Source organism: Bradyrhizobium sp. BRP56, from assembly GCF_020194035.1.
GTDB classification, from domain to species: Bacteria; Pseudomonadota; Alphaproteobacteria; order Rhizobiales; family Xanthobacteraceae; genus Bradyrhizobium; species Bradyrhizobium australafricanum.
The window spans coordinates 160,682-178,691 of the sequence record NZ_JADYVV010000002.1 but is presented as its reverse complement, the minus strand read 5'-3'; the positions used below and the strand labels follow the sequence as shown (position 1 = coordinate 178,691).

Annotated in this window: 15 protein-coding genes; 8 read left to right on the top strand and 7 right to left on the bottom strand. The window is 65.5% G+C overall.

The features are described from left to right. Positions 1-3 precede the first annotated feature (3 nt). Complete coding sequence (locus I6F38_RS02570) at positions 4-942, bottom strand: LysR family transcriptional regulator (RefSeq protein WP_225158947.1); 939 nt, start codon at positions 940-942, stop codon at positions 4-6. A gap of 334 nt (positions 943-1,276) precedes the next feature. On the opposite strand from I6F38_RS02570, the gene I6F38_RS02565 reads away from it, so the two are divergent. Then, positions 1,277-2,605, top strand: coding sequence for an MFS transporter (locus tag I6F38_RS02565; RefSeq protein WP_225158946.1), 1,329 nt, complete (start codon positions 1,277-1,279; stop codon positions 2,603-2,605). Between the two features lie 45 nt (positions 2,606-2,650). Here I6F38_RS02565 and I6F38_RS02560 read toward each other — a convergent pair whose 3' ends face one another. Next, positions 2,651-3,601 carry a LysR family transcriptional regulator gene (locus I6F38_RS02560; protein WP_225158945.1) on the bottom strand — a complete coding sequence of 317 codons (951 nt, stop codon included), beginning with the start codon at positions 3,599-3,601 and terminating at the stop codon, positions 2,651-2,653. Positions 3,602-3,740: 139 nt separating this feature from the next. Here I6F38_RS02560 and I6F38_RS02555 point away from each other — a divergent pair, with 139 nt between their 5' ends. After that, positions 3,741-4,721, top strand: a complete 981-nt coding sequence (locus I6F38_RS02555; protein WP_225158944.1) for a tripartite tricarboxylate transporter substrate-binding protein — start codon at positions 3,741-3,743, stop codon at positions 4,719-4,721. A 9-nt stretch (positions 4,722-4,730) separates the two neighbouring features. On the opposite strand, the gene I6F38_RS02550 is transcribed toward I6F38_RS02555, so the two are convergent. After that, a complete protein-coding gene (locus I6F38_RS02550; protein ID WP_225158943.1) occupies positions 4,731-7,073 on the bottom strand; it encodes an exopolysaccharide transport family protein in 2,343 nt (780 codons plus the stop codon). 184 nt (positions 7,074-7,257) lie between these two features. Between I6F38_RS02550 and I6F38_RS02545 the strand changes: the two genes are divergently transcribed. The 4 genes from I6F38_RS02545 to I6F38_RS02530 all read left to right on the top strand — a co-directional run bounded on the left by I6F38_RS02545 (position 7,258) and on the right by I6F38_RS02530 (position 12,076). Then, a complete protein-coding gene (locus tag I6F38_RS02545) occupies positions 7,258-7,860 on the top strand; it encodes a polysaccharide biosynthesis/export family protein (protein ID WP_225159052.1) in 603 nt (200 codons plus the stop codon). A 3-nt stretch (positions 7,861-7,863) separates the two neighbouring features. Beyond that, the gene (locus tag I6F38_RS02540) at positions 7,864-9,003 is read left to right on the top strand and encodes a glycosyltransferase family 4 protein (RefSeq protein ID WP_225158942.1); all 1,140 of its coding nucleotides are present in this window, start codon (positions 7,864-7,866) and stop codon (positions 9,001-9,003) included. Between the two features lie 115 nt (positions 9,004-9,118). Further along, positions 9,119-10,663 (top strand): undecaprenyl-phosphate glucose phosphotransferase, encoded by a 1,545-nt coding sequence (locus tag I6F38_RS02535; protein WP_225158941.1) that lies wholly within the window; start codon positions 9,119-9,121, stop codon positions 10,661-10,663. A gap of 144 nt (positions 10,664-10,807) precedes the next feature. After that, entirely contained in the window at positions 10,808-12,076 is a 1,269-nt protein-coding gene (locus tag I6F38_RS02530) for an O-antigen ligase family protein (RefSeq protein ID WP_225159051.1), read from the top strand. Here the strand turns inward: I6F38_RS02530 and I6F38_RS02525 are convergent. Next, positions 12,048-12,542, bottom strand: a complete 495-nt coding sequence (locus I6F38_RS02525; RefSeq protein WP_141341084.1) for a MarR family transcriptional regulator — start codon at positions 12,540-12,542, stop codon at positions 12,048-12,050. The two genes, I6F38_RS02530 and I6F38_RS02525, sit on opposite strands and share 29 nt — an antisense overlap. 123 nt (positions 12,543-12,665) lie before the next feature. Between I6F38_RS02525 and I6F38_RS02520 the strand changes: the two genes are divergently transcribed. Then, entirely contained in the window at positions 12,666-13,865 is a 1,200-nt protein-coding gene (locus I6F38_RS02520) for an FAD-dependent monooxygenase (RefSeq protein WP_225158940.1), read from the top strand. Positions 13,866-14,044: 179 nt separating this feature from the next. Here the strand turns inward: I6F38_RS02520 and I6F38_RS02515 are convergent, their stop codons facing one another. The 3 genes from I6F38_RS02515 to I6F38_RS02505 all read right to left on the bottom strand — a co-directional run bounded on the left by I6F38_RS02515 (position 14,045) and on the right by I6F38_RS02505 (position 16,950). Continuing rightward, entirely contained in the window at positions 14,045-15,220 is a 1,176-nt protein-coding gene (locus tag I6F38_RS02515) for a saccharopine dehydrogenase NADP-binding domain-containing protein (RefSeq protein ID WP_225158939.1), read from the bottom strand. Positions 15,221-15,286: 66 nt separating this feature from the next. Next, entirely contained in the window at positions 15,287-16,069 is a 783-nt protein-coding gene (locus I6F38_RS02510; protein WP_092077950.1) for a DUF169 domain-containing protein, read from the bottom strand. 86 nt (positions 16,070-16,155) lie between these two features. Continuing rightward, entirely contained in the window at positions 16,156-16,950 is a 795-nt protein-coding gene (locus I6F38_RS02505) for a YdcF family protein (protein ID WP_225158938.1), read from the bottom strand. 66 nt (positions 16,951-17,016) lie between these two features. Here I6F38_RS02505 and I6F38_RS02500 point away from each other — a divergent pair, with 66 nt between their 5' ends. Further along, the gene (locus I6F38_RS02500; RefSeq protein WP_225158937.1) at positions 17,017-17,958 is read left to right on the top strand and encodes an acetamidase/formamidase family protein; all 942 of its coding nucleotides are present in this window, start codon (positions 17,017-17,019) and stop codon (positions 17,956-17,958) included. Positions 17,959-18,010: the final 52 nt, after the last annotated feature.

Genomic DNA, 18,010 nt, shown 5'->3' with positions numbered 1-18,010 from the left:
TGTTCAGCTCGCCGCTTCGCCCTGCTCTGCGCCGCCATTCGGTACCCCGAGCCGTTTCATCGCGTCGAACAAGAGTGCCGCAGCGGGTGACAGCGCACGCTTGCGCAACTTGATCAGGCCGTAATTCTCCAACAACAGCCTGTCGCGCAGGCGCAGCACCTTGAACCGCTGCGGATCGACCAGATCGAACACCAGCATGGGGACCGGCACGATCGCGTCGATGCCCGCGGCAATCCCGACCGAGGCGAAAAACGACTCGGTGTTGATGACCCGACGCGGCGGCGTCACGCCGCGGCTCATGAACAGCCTCTCAAGCGCCTGGCGCATGAAGGATTCGCGCGGCTGGCAGATCCATTGCTGGTCGACCATGTCCTCCAGCTCGACCGTCTCGCGGCCGGCCAACGGATGCTCCGCGCGAACGAGCAGCACCGCCTCCTCCGCGCCGATCTCGTAATAGTCGAATTGCCGGGGGTCGATGCCGGCGGGAATCCTGGCGACGACGAAATCGAACTCGAGCGCCAGCAGTCGCGTGATCAATGGCGGGCTGGTGCTGACATCGAGCGAGATGTTCACCCGATGCAGCTTCTCGCCGAGATACTGGATCACGTCGACGACGAGATCGATGCTGGGCTTGGCGACTGTTCCCACGGAGACGGTGCCGAGCTCACCGGATTTGTAGCCCGCGAACTCGTCGGTGACCTGGTCGAGATCGGCCAGCACGCTCTTGCCGCCACGGATCAGGATCGACCCATATGCCGTCGGTTCGACGCCGCGCGCCGTGCGCTCGAACAAGGGAACCCGCGCCAGCGCCTCGATTTCGGCGAGCATCTTCGATGCCGCGGATTGGGTGATGTTCAACCGCTCGGCGGCGAGCTGCAACTTGCGCTCATTGTCGAGAGCGACCAGCAGGCGCAGCTGGCGCAGTTTCAGATTATTGATCACGGCCCGCCACCATCCTGCCCGGCAAGAGCCTTTTCCGTTCCGATCAAGCCGGAACGGGGCTCCAGATTCTGCTTTGAGGCGTTTTCTTGGCGCGAACGAGCAGCCACTTCGCTGGAAAACGCTCCAGGGTTCCCGCGCTTATACCGCGGTGCATCATGACAGTTTCGCCGTGGCTCCATTCCCAAATGCCATTAGTCACGCGGCAGTCGATTACACAACAATGAAGAAGACTTGCAAGAGCAACGCGACGAACCGCTGCGGGTGCGCCAGGGTGCCGCCCCGAACAGCGCAGTGATCGTCTGCCCGAATCGAAAAACAGGAAGGGATGGGAACGATGAGCGACGATGTCGAGAAGCGCGCGATCGGAAAGATGATGCGGCGGCTGATTCCGTTCCTCATCCTGTGTTACTTCGTGGCCTATCTCGATCGCGTCAATGTCGGCTTCGCCAAGCTGCACATGAACGCGGCGCTCGGCCTCAGCGAGGCCGCCTACGGGCTTGGCGCCGGCCTGTTCTTCATCGGCTACTTCTTCTTCGAGGTGCCCTCCAACATCCTGCTGGAGCGGTTCGGTGCGCGGCGCTGGATTGCCCGCATCATGATCAGCTGGGGCATCGTCTCGGCCGCATTTGCCTTCATCCCGCAGATGTCCGCGGCGAGCGGCCTGTCGAGCGAATGGATCTTCTACTTCCTGCGCCTCCTGCTCGGCGCCTGCGAAGCCGGCTTCTTCCCGGGCATCATCTTCTATCTGACGCTCTGGTTCCCGTCGGTGTACCGCGCGCGCGTCATCAGCCTGTTCATGCTGGCGATCCCGATCTCGAGCATCATCGGGGCGCCGATCTCGGGATTGCTGCTCAACCTGTCGGGCGCCGGCCTGACCGGATGGCAGTGGCTGTTCGTCTGCGAGGCATTGCCGTCGGTCCTGGTCGGCTTCGCTGTCCTGACCTTCCTGCCGGATTTTCCGCGCCAGGCAAGCTGGCTGCAGCCGGACGAGGTCAAGTGGATCCAGACCACGCTTGAGCGCGAGCGACAGCAAACCGAGGCCGTGGAGCATATTTCCGTTCTGCAGTCGCTCACCGACTCGCGGGTCCTTGCCTGCGCCTTCGTGTATTTCTGCCTCAACGCGGCAAGCTACGGCGTCGCATTCTTCCTGCCCACCATCATCAAGGCGTTTGGCGTCACCGACACCCAGACCGGCTTGATCGCGGCCCTGCCCTTCGTGTTCGGCGCGGTCGGCATGGTGCTGCTCGGCCGCCATTCCGACAAGACCGGCGAGCGGCGATACCATGTCGCCGGCGCGCTGACGCTCGCCGCCGTCGGCATCGGCCTTGCCGGGCTGATGTCGAATCCGGTGCTGATCGTCGCCCTGCTCTGCCTTGCGCAGATCGGCGTGTCGGCGGTGCCGCCGATGTTCTGGCCGATGCCGGCCGGCATCCTGACCGGCGCCTCGGCGGCGGCAGGCATTGCCGCGATCAACTCGCTCGGCAACCTGTCAGGCTTTGCCGGCCCATTCGCCGTCGGCTATCTGAAGGACCTGACCGGCAGCTTTACCGCAGGGCTACTGCTGCTCGCCGTGATGGGACTGATCGGCGCGCTGGTCACGATCAGGCTGCGGATCGATCCGGTGCTCGAGCGAACCGCGCGCGAGCCGATGATGGCGCACTAGGCATCGGGCGCCTGCACCAGAAGGGAATCGCGCCTGCAATGTTCGTCATTTGCCGGCGGCCGCCTTGCTTGCGGCCGCCTTGGCAACCTCGCGGATGCAGGCGATGAAGATCTCGGCGGTCGGACCTAAGGTGCGGCCTTTCAACGTGACGATCGCGGCCGAGACGGCGGCCGCGCGCGGAAGCTGAACCGGAAGCACCTTCAGGCCGCCGGCAAACCGCGCGACCGAGCCCGGCAGCACGGTGATGAAGCGGCCGGTTGCGGCGAGCCGGCAGCACAAATGAAGCGACAGCGTCGTGATCGGCGCGCTTGGCATCTGCATTCCGAATTCGCGAAACGTCTCCGCCACCGCGGAACCCGGAAAGGTGTCCGGCGGAGGCAACACCCAGCGCTCGTGTGCGAGGTCGGCCAATTCGAGCCTGGATGCGCGCGCCCATTTGCTTCGCCTTCCCGCGACCACGACGCGCCGATCATCGAGCAAGGGCTCGACCGCCAGGTCCGTCTCGTCAAACGGTGTCGGCGTCCATCCGAGCAACAGATCGATGTTGCGCTCGCGCAGTTCGCGGTAGCGCAGATCGCTGAGAACGGTCTGCGCGACATTGATGCGGATGCCGGGATGCTGCCGCGTGAAGCGGTCGATCGCCACCGGAAGCAAGCCCGCTGCGATGCTCTCCGTGCTGCCGATGCGCAACTCTCCAAGGCTCGGATCGGCCAGAAACTCGAGCTCCTGCAAGCCCTGGGTAAGCTCGTCGAAGATCGAGACCCCGCGTCGCACCAGAGCATGGCCATAGGCCGTCAGTTCGATGCCGTTACGGCAACGATCGAACAGCCGAAGGCCGAGCGCGTGCTCCATGTCGCTGACCGCCCGCGAAATCGCCGGTTGCGACACCGCGAGCTCTGCGGCAGCTTTCGCCATGGTGCCGCGCTGCGCGATGACGAGCAGGATGTGCAGGTCGCGCAGCTTGATCCGGCGTCGGGCACGCTCGATGTCCTGCATCAGCGATCCTTACCAAAACGGTTATGGACGCCTCAGACACTAGCATTGGACGTTTATCCCCGCCTCACGCATCCTCCGCGTGCGATGACGCAGATCGTCGCGCCCCGGACGGCGCGACTCCATGACCTTGGAGGCATGCATGTTGACCCGTCGCGACGTCCTGACCGCGTCAGCGGCCGGTGCCGCGCTCGCCGCCGCAGGCCTGGTCCGGCCAGTCGGCGCGCAGCTCCGCCTGAAGACCGCCCATATCCTGACCGGCTACACGCCCGGATTGCCGGACGCCGTCGCAAGGCTCATCGCCGGGCGGATGCAGGATTATGTCGATTCCATCGTCGTTGAGACCCGGCCCGGTGCGAGCGGCCGGATTGCGATCGAGGCCGTCAAGAACGCCGAGGCCGATGGATCGGTCATGCTGCTCGCGCCGCTTGGGTTCATCGCGCTGTTTCCGCACACCTACAAGTCGCTGACATACGCACCGCAGGACTCCACGCCGGTATCGACCGTCGGCTCATTCGCGACGCTGCTGGCGGTCGGCCCGAAAGTCCCGAACGACGTCGGGAGCCTCGCCGACTTCGTCGCCTGGTGCCGCGCCAACCCGACACAGGCGACCTACGGCACGCCGGGCGTCGGCACCACGCTGCATTTCATCGGCGCGATGCTCGGCCGAACCGCGGGCTTCGACCATCTCCACGTGCCCTATCAAGGCAGAGGGGCGGTCCAGGATCTCCTGAAGGGCGAGATCGCGTCGGCGGTGATGCCGATCGACAGCCTGCTGGGTCAGGTCCAGTCCGGACCGCTTCGCGCTCTGGCGACAACCGGTCCCAGCCGTCTCAAATCCCTCCCCGATGTGCCGACGGTGGCGGAAGCCGGTTACCCCGGGCTTCAGGACGTGACCTGGTTCGGCATCTTCCTGCCGGCGAAGACGCCCGCGGCAATCGTCGCGCAACTCAACGGCGCGATCCAGGCGTCATTGCGCACCGACGAGGTCAAGTCCGGCATGGCCAAACTGTCGGTCGACGTCGACGCAATCGCGATGAATGACTTTGCGCAACTGCTCGCCACCGAATCCGATCGCTGGAAAGGGATCGTGCGGGCGACCGGATTTACCCCGATGGGCTGATGGTGGCGCTCAGGCGGCCACCACCCGCGGGCCCCTCGCGACCGCTTCCGACGCCGCGCAGGGCTTGCTCAGCATCGTCACTTCGGCGAAGCCGACCGCCCTGAGTTGCTCGACCATCGAGTGGCGGGTATCCTGCGCCATGGCGGCGTCGGGCACGACGACCGCCTGCGCCTTCGCGGTCAGCAGTTCGGCCGGCAGGTCGACGGCCGAACCGGCGTCGAGCAGCACGTGGTCGTAGACCCTGAGCAGCGCATCGATCGCAAGGGCGAGCCGCGGCGATTGCAGATGCGAGCGATCGAAGCCCGGACGCCCGGCGCTGACGATCTGAACACGCGACTGTCGATCCTTGGTGATGATCTGCGCGAACGTCGCCTCGCCCTGCATCAGCTCGGCAAGGCCGGGCGCCGCCGGATCGACGGTCGCCGACGTCAGCACCGGCGAGGACGCGACGAGATCGACGACGACGACCTTAGCCTGGCGCGCCATCAGACGCGCCAGCGTCAGGGCGGTCAGCGTAACGCTATCGGCCGCGGCCGGGCCGAGCACGGTGACCTTGTGGGCGGCGGGACCGGCGGCGACGAGGCGCTCGGCGAGCTCATCGATCTCGTCGGCGGTCTGGGCGGACTCAGGCTGCGGCGGAGGTTCATAGGCAGCCGCAGGCTCCAGCGGCAGTTCGGGCTCCACCGCCGGCTTCCGCGCGACCGGCGATGCGAGCGCGGGTTCGGGCGACAGCGCCGGCGCGGGCTGGTCCACGGTTGCGGCATCCATGACCGGCTCGCGGCGCCTGATCACGGCAGCCGCCGGCGCGAAGGCGCGGCCAACCGCACCAGGCGCGGAGATGCGCAGCAGCTCGCCGGTGATGATGATGCCGGACGACAGCAGCAGCGTCGCCAGCGTCGCGATCAGCACGATCGGCAGCTTCTTCGGATAGGCCGGCGTATTCGAAACCGAGGCGCGCGAGATGATGCGACCGTCGGTCGGCGCGGCCTCGATGTTCTCGCGCGCCGTCGCCTCGCGATACTTGGCGAGGTAGGCCTCCAGCAGGTCGCGCTGCGCCTTGGCTTCACGCTCCAGCCCGCGCAGTTGCACGTCCTGGCTATTGCTAGACGATGCTTGCCTCTTCGACTGGTCCAGGCTCGCCTGCAACGCCATGACTCGGCCATCGGCGACGCGGGCGTCATTGTCCAGCGAGCGCGAAACCTTGCCGGCTTCCTCGCGCAATTGCCGGTCGAGATCGGCGATCTGCGCCTTCAGTTCCTTGATGCGCGGATGGTTGTCGAGCAGCGTCGACGACTGCTCGGCAAGCTGTGCGCGCAGCGTGCCGCGCTGTTCGGCGAGCCGGCGGATCAGCTCGGAATTGAGGACCTCGGAAGCCTCGATCGGCTTGCCGCCCTGAAGCATCTCCCGGATCAGCCGCGCCTTGGTCTCGGCATCCGCCTTCAGCGCGCGGGCATTGTTGAGCTGCGTGTTCAGCTCACCCATCTGCTGGTTCGACAGCGGGATGTTGTTGGTGCCGACGAACAGGCTCGACTTCGAGCGGAATTCCTCGACGCGGGAATCCGCGTCCGCGACCTTGGTGCGCAGCTTGTCGATCTCGCCGAGCAGCCATGCGCTGGCGGATTTGGCCTGGTCCTGTCGCGCGGCCTGCTGCAGCACGAGATAGCCGTCTGCAATCGAGTTGGCGACGCGCGCCGCAAGCTCGGGATCCTCGGACTGGAACTCGATCACCATGACGCGCGACTTGTCGACCGCAAAAGCCTGGAAGCGCTCGTAATAGGAATCAAGCACCCGCTCTTCAGGCGTCAGGCTGAACGGGTCACGGCCGATGCCGAACAGCGCCAGCAGCGACTTCAGCGGCGAAAAGCCCCGCAGCACCGGATCGAACTCCGGACGTTCGGCCAGCTTGTTCTTCTTGATGATGTCGCGCGCGAGATCGCGCGACAGCAACAGCTGCACCTGGCTCGTCACCGCTTCGGCGTCGAGCGAGGTACGCTCCAGGTCGCGCTCGCCGTTCGGACGCAGGAAGGCGTTCTCGCGATTGTCGATCAGGATTCGCGCTTCCGACTTGTAGCGCGGCGTCACGACGTTGACCGCGGCAAGCGACAACGCGAACACCAGCACCGTCGGCACGATGATCCAGCCGCGCTTGCGCGCCAGCGCGCGGCCGAGCACGTGCAGGTCGAGATCGGCCGCCTCCGCCGGACGCGCCGGCTTGTCGGGCGCAGGCTTGTCAGGAGCAGGCTTGGGCGCAGCCGGCTTCACGACAGCTTCGTCGGCGACGGGCGCAGACTTCGGCAACGCCCGTTGCACGACGGCCTTATCCTTGCCTCTACGCCAGAATGCAAAACGCATAACGAACCCCCGCGGACACCGCGACTCCATCTCAATGGGGCGATTACAGTCCATTAAGGTTGCCGCTGGGTTAATCGGTGGGGTTGACGGGCATGGCCGCCACCACCCGCCCCGTCATTCTTTGTTAACCATGGGTGCCGTTAATCGGAGCCGATATTGTCGCGGGATTCCTTGCATGCGCGATCTGCGCGCTCCCCTTATTTGTCTGGTCGCTGCGCTCGCGCTGTCGGGCTGCATGGGCCGGACGTCGCCGGTCGCCGGTGACCCCGGCCTCGATTCGATGGCATATGCTGCGCCCGTGGCCTATGCCGATCCCGCGCCGACGCGCGAGGGCTATAATCTCGGCCCCGGCGACAAGCTCCGCGTTGTGGTCTATGGCCAGGAAGGGCTGACCAACGCCTATGCGATCGACGCCGCGGGCGCGATCACCATGCCGCTGATCGGCTCGGTGCCGGCGCGCGGCCGCACCCCTGCCCGGCTTGCCGCCGAAATCACCGCACGGCTGCGCAACGGCTTCATCCGCGAGCCGTCGGTGGCGGTCGAGATCGAGGCCTACCGGCCTTTCTTCATCCTCGGCGAAGTCCAGGCCCCCGGCCAATATCCCTATGTGCCCAACATGACGGTCGAAAGCGCGGTCGCGATCGCCGGCGGTTTCTCGCCGCGCGCCAGGCGCGACGAGGTCACCCTCACCCATACCGATGCATCCGGCGCGGGCCGCTTCGTCGCTCCGCTGGGCACGCCGATCGGCCCGGGTGACACCGTGTTCGTCGGCGAGCGCTGGTTCTGATCGATGGCGCAGGATCAAACCCAGCAATCGCCCCTCCGCATCCTGCACGTGGTGCGCGCCCCGGTCGGCGGCATCATTCGTCACATCCTCGACGTCGCCAACGGCCAGATCGAACGCGGCCACCATGTCGGCATCGTCGCCGACAGCTTGACCGGCGGCGCGCGGGCCGACGCGGCGCTTGCCGAGATCGAGCCGCGGCTCAAGCTCGGCGTCCACCGCGTGGCAATACGCCGCGAGCCGCGCTTCGCCGATTTCATGGTCTGGGCCCACATCGCCGGCCTGATCCGCAAGCTGAAACCCGATGTCGTCCACGGCCACGGCGCCAAGGCCGGCGCCTATGTCCGGCTGCGGCGGCGGTCGAGCAAGGTGATCCGGGTCTACACGCCGCATGGCGGCTCGCTGCACTATCCGCTCGACACCTGGAAGGGCCGCTTCTACAGCCAGCTCGAGCGCACCCTGATGAACAGCACCGACCTGTTCCTGTTCGAGAGCGCGTTTGCCCGCGACACCTATCAGCGCACCGTCGGCAAGCCGGCAGGCCTCGTGCGCTGCGTGTTCAACGGCGTCACCGCGGAGGAATTCGAACCGGTCCCCGGCGCCGACGATGCCACCGACGTGGCCTATGTCGGCGAGTTCCGGCGCATCAAGGGCGCCGATCTCCTGATCGACGCGGTAGCGAAGCTGCGCGCCGAGGGCAAGCCGGTGACGTTGACGCTCGGCGGTGACGGCGAGGAATTCGAGCGCCTCAAGGAGCAGGTGACGCGGCTGTCGCTCGGTGAGGCCGTCCGCTTCATCGGTCACGTCAAGGCGCGCTACGGCTTCTCGAAGGGCAGCCTGCTCGTGGTGCCCTCGCGCGGCGATTCGATGCCTTATGTAGTGATCGAGGCGGGCGCGGCCGGCGTTCCGATGATCGCCGCCGATGTCGGCGGCATCCCCGAGATCTTCGATACCCACACCGACGCCCTGTTCGCGCCGAGCAATGCCGGAGCGATGGCCGACGCGATCAAGGCCGCGCTCGACGATCCCGCCGCGACCGCGGCGCGCGCCGAGAGACTGCGCGAGCGGATTTCGGAACATTTCTCGCAAAGCGCGATGGTCGAGGGTGTACTGGCCGGCTATCGCGACGCATTTGCCAAACGTTAACCACTTCTTGCACACGTAACCGTTTCTTCCGATTTGTCCCCTTAAGTCACGCCCGGGGGAATTTTCGTGCTGCGCGCGGATGCCCATCTGCATGCGCAGGAATGGACGTGGACTCGTGGAACCGTTTAACGCACGCTCGATGCTGGATGCCGCTGCGTCTGCGACGGCCGCTCAGCCGCAGATCGAACGGCGCCGGCGCCTCTCGCCGGCCGCGCTCGCCGTTACCAACCAGAAGGTTCGCGGCGCCTACTCGCCGGTCGTGATCGCCGGCGTGGTTCGCCTCGCCGACTTCGTACTGCTCAGCCTCGTCGGCGTCGGGCTCTATCTCGCCTATGTCCGGCCGCTCGCCGGCGGCAGCATTCACTGGGGGTACATCGCATCGATCCTCGGCATGTCGGCTGCCGCCGTGGTCTGCTTCCAGGCCGCCGACATTTACCAGGTGCAGATCTTCCGCGGCCAGCTTCGCCAGATGACGCGCATGATCTCGTCATGGGCCGTCGTGTTCCTGCTGTTCATCGGCATCTCCTTCCTGGTCAAGCTCGGCGGCGAGGTCTCGCGGGTCTGGCTGTCGTCGTTCTTCTGCGTCGGCCTTGCGGTGCTGATCGCCGAACGGCTGCTGCTGCGATCGATGGTGCGCGCCTGGGCGCATGACGGCCGGCTCGACCGCCGCACCATCATCGTCGGAGCCGACCACAATGGCGAGCAGCTGATCGAGGCGCTGAACGCCGAGGATGATTCCGACATCCATCTGCTCGGCGTGTTCGACGACCGCAATGACGATCGCGCCACCAATACCTGCGCCGGCGCACCGAAACTCGGCAAGATCGATGACATCGTCGAATTCGCCCGCCGCACCCGCGTCGACCTCGTGCTGTTCGCGCTGCCAATCTCGGCGGAGACCCGCATCCTGGAAATGCTGAAGAAGCTCTGGGTGCTGCCGGTCGACATCCGCCTGTCGGCCCATACCAACAAGCTGCGCTTCCACCCCCGTTCCTATTCCTATATCGGCAAGGTGCCGACGCTCGATATGTTCGAGGCGCCGATCACCGACTGGGATCTGGTGCTGAAATGGCTGTTCGACCGCGTGGTCGGCGGTCTGGCCTTGCTTGCGGCGCTGCCGGTGTTGGGACTGGTGGCGCTCGCGGTGAAACTCGACAGCCCCGGCCCGGTGCTGTTCCGCCAGAAGCGCTTCGGCTTCAACAACGAGCGGATCGACGTCTACAAATTCCGCTCGCTCTACCATCACCAGGCCGACCCCACCGCTTCCAAGGTGGTGACCAAGAACGATCCGCGCGTCACCCGCGTCGGCCGCTTCATCCGCAAGACCTCGCTCGACGAATTGCCGCAACTGTTCAACGTCGTGCTGAAGGGCAATCTGTCGCTGGTCGGCCCGCGGCCGCACGCCGTGCAGAGCAAGCTGGAGAACCGCCTGTTCGACGAGGCGGTCGACGGCTACTTCGCCCGCCACCGCGTCAAGCCCGGCATCACCGGCTGGGCGCAGATCAACGGCTGGCGCGGCGAGGTCGACACTGACGAGAAGATCCAGAAGCGCGTCGAATACGACCTCTATTACATCGAGAACTGGTCGGTGCTGTTCGACCTCTACATCCTGCTCAAGACCCCGTTCTCTCTGCTGACCAAAAGCGAGAACGCGTACTGAAGGTTGAGACTTACTGACGTCGTTGCGAGCGCAGCGAAGCAATCCATATCGCGGCTCGGGGATAGATGGATTGCTTCCTCGCTTCGCTCCTCGCAATGACGAAGCAATGTGTTGAGTGCTTGTACCAAGTTGCGTGAGTATCCGATGGCCTATGCGGCGACAGCCGGGACGTCCCATTCGCTGACATCAGCACCAACGGGCGTGCTGGCGCTGCAGCGGGCGCTGGTGTGGCTGGCCGGCGCGTCCGGCGCCATCGTGTTCATCGAGCCGAGCCCGTATGAGCTCGTCACGCTGACCGCCTGCGTGCTGTTCTTCGCCACGGGCCTGCGCATGCAGCTGGTGTTCATGCCGCTGCTGTTCACATTGATCGTGCTCAATGTCGGCTACAGCATCGGTGCGGTGCCGTTCCTCGACAAGCCGGAGGTGGTGAACTGGATCCTGACCTCCTGGTACATGGCCATCACCGTCATCTTCTTCGCGATGGTGATGTCGGAGGACACCGAAGCCCGCCTCGACATGCTGCGCCGCGGCCTGATCGTCGGCGCGATGATCGCTTCGCTCGCCGGCATTGCCGGCTACTTCCGTCTGGTGCCCGGCGGCTACGACCTGCTGACGCTGTATGACCGCGCCCGCGGCACCTTCAAGGACCCGAACGTACTCGGCGCCTTCCTGATCCTGCCGGCGCTGTTCACGCTGCAGAGCGTCGTCTCCGACCGCTTCGGCAAGGCGTTCCGCAACGCCATCGCCTTCGGCATCATTTCGCTTGCGATCCTGCTGTCGTTCTCCCGCGCCGCCTGGGGCGGCCTCGTCATCACCGCGGCCTTCATGCTGGCGCTGATGGTGTTCACCAGCCGCTCGCAGGCGCAGCGCTCGCGCATCATCGTGATGACGCTGATCGCCGCGATCCTGGCCGTGGCGCTGATCGCGGTGCTGCTCTCGATCGGCTCAGTCGCCGACATGTTCAAGCAGCGCGCGAGCTTCGACCAGAGCTATGACGAAGGCCGCTTCGGCCGGTTCGGCCGCCACATCCTCGGCGCCCAGATGGCGCTGGAGCTGCCGTTCGGCATCGGGCCGCTGCAATTCCACACTTACTTCCCCGAGGACACCCACAATTCCTATCTCAACGCCTTCATGTCGGGCGGCTGGATCTCGGGGATCTGCTATCCAGCGCTGGTGTTCGTCACCGCGATCATCGGCTTCCGCTACATCTACATGCGGGTGCCGTGGCAGCGCGGCTATCTCGCGGTCTTCTCGGCGTTCCTCGGCTTCGTCGGCGAGAGCTTCATCATCGATACCGACCACTGGCGGCACTTCTGGATGATGCTGGGCACGGTGTGGGGCATGTATGCGGCAGCCGAGCACTACCGCGCGACGTCGGCACGGATCATCGACGAGTCTTCGGCGGCATCTTGAGACTGGCGCGCTGCTCCGGCGGCATGTCGATCACCGCCTTCAATGCTCCGGTCGCTTCCAGCACGCCCTTGTAGCCGTCATTAGCGAAGCGCAGCAGCAAGCGCAGCTCGTCGTCGGTGTAGCTGCTCCACAGCTTGAGCATCGCCTCCTGCATCGGCACGTAGAACTTGCCGATCTCCGCCGCTTTTTCCTCCACCACCGAGATGAAGACCTTGCGGCGGTCGCTCTCGTCCCGCTCGCGGCGCACGTAACCCGCCTTCTCCAGACGATCGACCACGCCGGTGATCGCGCCGGTGGTCAGCCCGGTGACCTCGGCAAGACGCCCCGCGGTCACCCGCCCCTCCAGATGCAGGATGTCCATGCATTCCATGTCGGAATTGGAGATTCCGGCCATGTTTGCAACGGCTTGGCCGTACATCACGCCCTGCGCGGATGACCGGCGCATCGCCTCCTCGAGTTCCTGCATCAGCGCTTCGCGCGACGTCGTGCTTGACAAATCGGCTCCTATATCTTACTCGCCTAATATCTTATAAACTAAGATAATTAGCAACTGACCTTTCCTATCACACACGGATGCATGGAGCAAGGCATGACCTCACGTCCCCGTAAAGCTCTGATCATCGGCGCCGGCATCGCAGGCCCTGTCACCGCGATGTTCCTGACCCGCGCCGGAATCGAGACCGAGCTCTATGAAGCCTGGCCCTACTCCACCGGGATCGGCGGCGGGCTGCAGATCGCGCCGAACGGCATGCACGTGCTGGCGGAGCTCGGCCTCGCCGACGAGTTGATCCGCAACGGCTCGATCGCGGAGTCCTTCGACTTCTATTCGCAGGGCGGCAAGAAGCTCGGCTCGCTCAACCAGAACATGCAGCAGCGCTTCGGCCAGCCCGCGGTGAACATGTGCCGCGCGACGTTGAACGAGACGCTGATCGACAAGGCCTGGGCCTCCAACGTCTCGGTGTTCTTCGAGAAGAAACTGGTGAAGATCGAAGACCGCGGCGACCAGCCCGTGATCGCCTATTTCAACGACGGCACCACCGCCGAGGGCGATTTCGTGATCGGTGCCGACGGCGTGCACTCTGCGGTGCGGCGCCACGTGATCCCTGACGGTCCGACGCCGTTCGACACCGGGCTGATCGGCTTCGGCGGATTCGTGCCCCGCGCGGTGATCGAGAAGCTGCCGATCGGCCAGAGGGTGGCGACCACGTTCGGGCAGAGCGGCTTCTTCGGCTATGGGATGTGCAGCCCCGATCCGGACACGGGCGCGATGTGGTGGAGCACGCAGCCGTCGCACAGCATGACCGCTGCGGCCTACCGGCTGCAGAGCCAGGACGCGATCAAGCAGCATCTGCGCGATTTCCACGCCGGCTGGCACGCGCCGATCCCCGAGATCATCGAAGCCGCCGAGAATATCGTGGTCACCGACACGCTCGACGTCGCGACGCTGCCGACCTGGTCGCGCAAGCGCACGCTGTTGATCGGCGACGCCGCGCACGCGACGAGCCCGCATGCCGGCCAGGGCGCATCGCTGGCGCTGGAAGACGCGCTGCGGCTCGGCATCCTGATGCGCGACGGCCAGGAGCTCGGCATGACGTTCCAGGCCTTCGAGCACGAGCGGCGCCCGCGCGCCGAGAAGATCGTGGCGATCGCCCGCCGCAACGGCAACAGCAAGCGCGAGTTCAGCCCGACCGGCGCCTGGCTCCGCGATCACATGCTGAAGCTGCTGCTGCCGGTATCGTCCAAGGGCATGGACTTCATGTACGCATATAATCCGCGCGCGGCGGCGTAGCACCTCTCCCTCTCCCCGTCCTTCACGGGGTCGAGACGAGCGAAGCTCGCTCTTAGAGGGTTGGGGTGCGGGGCTCTCTCCACGAACAATGCGATTGGACGGACCTGTACCCCCTCACCCGGATCGCATCTGACGATGCGATCCGACCTCTCCCCGCAAGCGGGGCGAGGTAAGCGAAGTTACTTCTCGACCTCGAACGTCAGCCCGGCGTGATCGACCAGGCGCTTGATCAGCTTGTGCTGCATCGCCGCTCCCGGCGTCCAGAAGCCGGCGGCGACGTCGGGCGTATCGCGCAACAGGCAGATCGCGCATTCCGAGATCATCTTCGAGGTCGAGCCGTAGCCGGGATCGCGATCGCCCTTGATGCCGGCGCGGACCATACGGCCGTCGGGCGCGACCGCGAGATAAAGCAGATCGTAGCGGCCGTTCTCGCGCTCTTCCTTTGACGGCCCCTCGCCCGGCTTCGGCGCGCTTGGGCCGGTCTTCTCGGAATTCAACGCCATCACCTTCTTGGCGTTGGCCTCGCCCTTCTCGCCCGGACCGGTCAGGACCATCTCGTCGTAGACGAAGTCCCGTCCGTAGGGAAAGCCCATCAGCATGTTGGAGCGGTGGACGTTGCGTGTATTGATCAGCGCCATCATGAACGGCGCGGTCCAGGAGTGCAGATCCTCGTCGTAGCCCGGCTTGCTGCCGCGCGGCTGCTTCGGACCCTCGAAGCCCGGCGTCAGCGCGAACGGGTTGTTGAGGATCGCAACCAGGCTGAGGTCCTTGGCGACCGCATCGAAGGTCGCCTTGGCGCTCGCCGCGGTGCCGCCGGACAGCGTGCCGCGCATGTCGCGCACGCGGCCCTTGATGCGCGGCGCCGGCGCGCCGAACACGCGCCTCGCTTCCTCCTGCACGAAGAACGCGCCCAGTTCGAACGGCACCGAGTCGAAACCGCAGGAGAACACGATGCGCGCGCCGCTGGCCTTCGCGGCGGCTTCGTATTTGTCGATCATCTGCCGCATCCAGATCGGCTCGCCGCAGAGATCGAAATAGTCGGTGCCGCTTTCCACGCAGGCCGCGATCAGCTCGTTGCCATAGAGCTGATACGGTCCGACCGTCGAGATGACAGACTTGGTTTGCGCCAGCATCGCCTTCAGCGAGGCGGCATCGCCGGCATCGGCGACGATCAGCGGCGTGTCGGCGGGCGCGCCGATCGCGTCGCGAACCGAGGCGAGCTTGTCCTTGCTGCGCCCGGCCATCGCCCATGTCAGGCTGCCGTTACGATAATGCGCCGCGAGATATTCGGCGACGAGCTGGCCGGTGAAGCCGGTCGCACCGTAGACGACGATGTCGAGTTTCGACGAGGACATGGATCAGGCTCCCTGCGCAGCGAATTGGGCGCCCTTTTGTCATCGCGGGCGCGGCGACGCAATCGGCTATTTCTTGTACGAGACGCCCATGCCGGCGCGCACGTCGGCCTGGATGCCGTAGGGTGCGATCGGGTAGCGCAAACCGTTCTTGGCGAGCTGCTTCATCCCGGCGATCGCCTTCACCAGATAGGCCGGCGGCAGCGCCATCAGCATTTCCTCGTCGGGCACGCCGCCATAGCGGCGCTCGGCGAAGCATGGCAGCGACAGGCTCGGCTCGCCGGTCTTCAGCGCCCGCCCCCACGAATCCGCGCAGGCGGTCTCGCCGACCACGCCCCATTCGAACTTCTTGTAGCCGGTGTACTGCAGCCCGTTGATCAGGATGATCATCTGTCCCGGCGTCGCATAGACCAGGCAGATGTCGGGCGGGTTGAGCCGTCCGCTGGTCAGCGGGCTGACCGCCATCGCCTGATACTGACCGTACGGCACCACGTCGAGCGCCTCCTGGCGCTTGCGCGCGTCTTCGGCAGTGCCGTGCCAGACGCCGACATAGTTCTCGCCGGCAAGCCATTTCTCATCCTGCGGCGCGAGCCCGATCACGGCGCGGCATTGCGCGCCGACCAGATCGTCGCCGGTGATGCCGACGGTCCAGCCGAGCCGCGAGGCCATGCTGACGATCTGGTCCGTGGTGTGGACCGCCGACGGACGGCGAATCTTCGGGATCGCCTCCATCTCCTCGGCGCGCGCGAACATCTTGATGCCGATCACCGTGGTCTTCAGCCGCAGCAGATTGTTCAGATCGGTGACGATTGCGCCGAGGTCGAACTGTTCCGGCGGTGTCTGCTGTTGCATGGCGAAAACTCCCGTGATCGGCGGCTTGGCGCCGCCTGTTGCGTCGATGTTAGGATTCGCCGTTGGAGGCGACAAGTGCCTACGCCTCAGCGCGCGGCCGGCCCCGGCAGCAAATCATCGGTTTTGCCGGCCAGATGATAGGCCAGAAGCCCGATCCACTCCCGCATGCCGAGATCGGTGCGTGACAGGCCCTCGATCGCAAGTGTCCCGAAGCTGAAGACATTGCCGACGCGCCAATCAACCGGATAGGCCTCGACATTGAATCCCGCCTTGCGGAACAGCCCGACCGAGCGCGGCATGTGGTAGGCCGAGGTGACGAGCAGCCAGCGCTCGCCCGGCTTGGGATCGACCAGTGCCCTGGAGAACTCGGCGTTCTCCACCGTGTTGCGGGAGCGGCGCTCGATGATCAATCGCGACCTGGCAATGCCGAACTCGTCGAACATCTCGGCGGCATAGTCGGCTTCGCGCGCATCGTTCGAGATCAGGTTCGCGCTGCCGCCGGTGAACACGAGGCGCGCGTTCGGATATCTGCGCGCGAGCGCCGCCGCCGCGATGACGCGATCGGCCGCGCTGCGCACCACCGGCGTGCCATGCGCAACCGACAGATCGGCATCGATCGAGCCGCCGAGCACGATGATGCCGTCCGGCACGCCGCGCGAGGCGTCCCATGGCGGGAAGCGCTGCTCCAATGTGGAGATCAGGACATTGCCGAGCGGCGAGAAGCCGCAGATCGCAAGCAGCAGCAGCGCGGCCACCATCAACCTGCAGCCCAGGCGCGCAAACCGCGTCAACAGCAGCACGGTGCCGATCACGCCGATACCGATCAGGAAGTTGATCGGCAACAGCATGATGCCGAGCGTCTTGGAGAGCACAAAAAACAAGAGAAGCCCCTGCGAAGTTCTGCTACAGCGTCATACGCTGCTGGGAAACCAATCAAAAGCCGCCACATGACCCATCATCATCTGAAGTCGAGCCCTGAAACCTGCCATTGGGGCTTCTTTGAAGCCAAGCTGAAACCGGTTCTGGCCGTCGCGAGCGGCGACGAGATCACGATCGAGACTGTCAGCGGCGGCCCGGACGTGGTGCCCGACCGCGGCAAATTCTTTGTTCCGCCGGAGCTCGACGACATCCATGCGAAGTGCGAGCGGATGGTACCCGGACACATTCTGACCGGCCCGATCGCCGTTGCCGGCGCCGAACCCGGCGACGTGCTCGAGGTCGATATTCTCGACGTTCAGCCGCGACAGGACTGGGGTTACAATCTGATCAAGCCATTGTCCGGCACCCTGCCCGACGATTTCCACGAGACACGCGTCCTCAACATCCCGCTCGATCGCGGGCGCATGGTCGGCCGCATGCCCTGGGGGCTCGATCTGCCGCTCAAGCCGTTCTTCGGCGTGATGGGCGTGTCGCCGCCACCGGCCTGGGGCCGCATCTCCTCGCTGATCCCGCGCGCGATGGGCGGCAATCTCGACAACAAGGAGCTCGGCGCCGGCGCCAAGCTCTATCTGCCGGTGTTCGTTCCGGGCGCGCTGTTCTCCTGCGGCGACGGCCATGGCGTGCAGGGCGACGGCGAGGTCTGCGTCACCGCGATCGAGACCGCGCTGACGGGCCGCTTCCGCCTCACACTGCGCAAGGATATCAAGCTCGCCTATCCGCGCGCAGAGACTGCGGACCATTACATGACCATGGCGATGGATCCCGATCTCGACCAGTGCGTGGTGCGGGCGCTGCGCGACATGATCGTGCTGCTCGGCGAGAAGCGCAACCTGTCGCGTGAGGACGCCTACACGCTGTGCAGCCTGGCCGCCGACCTGCGCGTGACGCAGACGGTCAACGGCTCCAAGGGCATCCACTGCATGATCGCCAAATCCGTGGTCCACGGCTGACAGGCGGTCGATAAGCCGCACTTGTGTTCCGCGAGCACGGCTCGATACAATC

Coding starts and splice junctions, on each gene's coding strand:
- I6F38_RS02565 (WP_225158946.1), top strand. CDS start 1,277: ATGAGCGACGATGTCGAGAAGCGCGCGATCGGAAAGATGATGCGGCGG.
- I6F38_RS02560 (WP_225158945.1), bottom strand. CDS start 3,601: ATGCAGGACATCGAGCGTGCCCGACGCCGGATCAAGCTGCGCGACCTG.
- I6F38_RS02555 (WP_225158944.1), top strand. CDS start 3,741: ATGTTGACCCGTCGCGACGTCCTGACCGCGTCAGCGGCCGGTGCCGCG.
- I6F38_RS02550 (WP_225158943.1), bottom strand. CDS start 7,073: ATGCGTTTTGCATTCTGGCGTAGAGGCAAGGATAAGGCCGTCGTGCAA.
- I6F38_RS02540 (WP_225158942.1), top strand. CDS start 7,864: ATGGCGCAGGATCAAACCCAGCAATCGCCCCTCCGCATCCTGCACGTG.
- I6F38_RS02530 (WP_225159051.1), top strand. CDS start 10,808: ATGGCCTATGCGGCGACAGCCGGGACGTCCCATTCGCTGACATCAGCA.
- I6F38_RS02525 (WP_141341084.1), bottom strand. CDS start 12,542: ATGCAGGAACTCGAGGAGGCGATGCGCCGGTCATCCGCGCAGGGCGTG.
- I6F38_RS02520 (WP_225158940.1), top strand. CDS start 12,666: ATGACCTCACGTCCCCGTAAAGCTCTGATCATCGGCGCCGGCATCGCA.
- I6F38_RS02515 (WP_225158939.1), bottom strand. CDS start 15,220: ATGTCCTCGTCGAAACTCGACATCGTCGTCTACGGTGCGACCGGCTTC.
- I6F38_RS02510 (WP_092077950.1), bottom strand. CDS start 16,069: ATGCAACAGCAGACACCGCCGGAACAGTTCGACCTCGGCGCAATCGTC.
- I6F38_RS02500 (WP_225158937.1), top strand. CDS start 17,017: ATGACCCATCATCATCTGAAGTCGAGCCCTGAAACCTGCCATTGGGGC.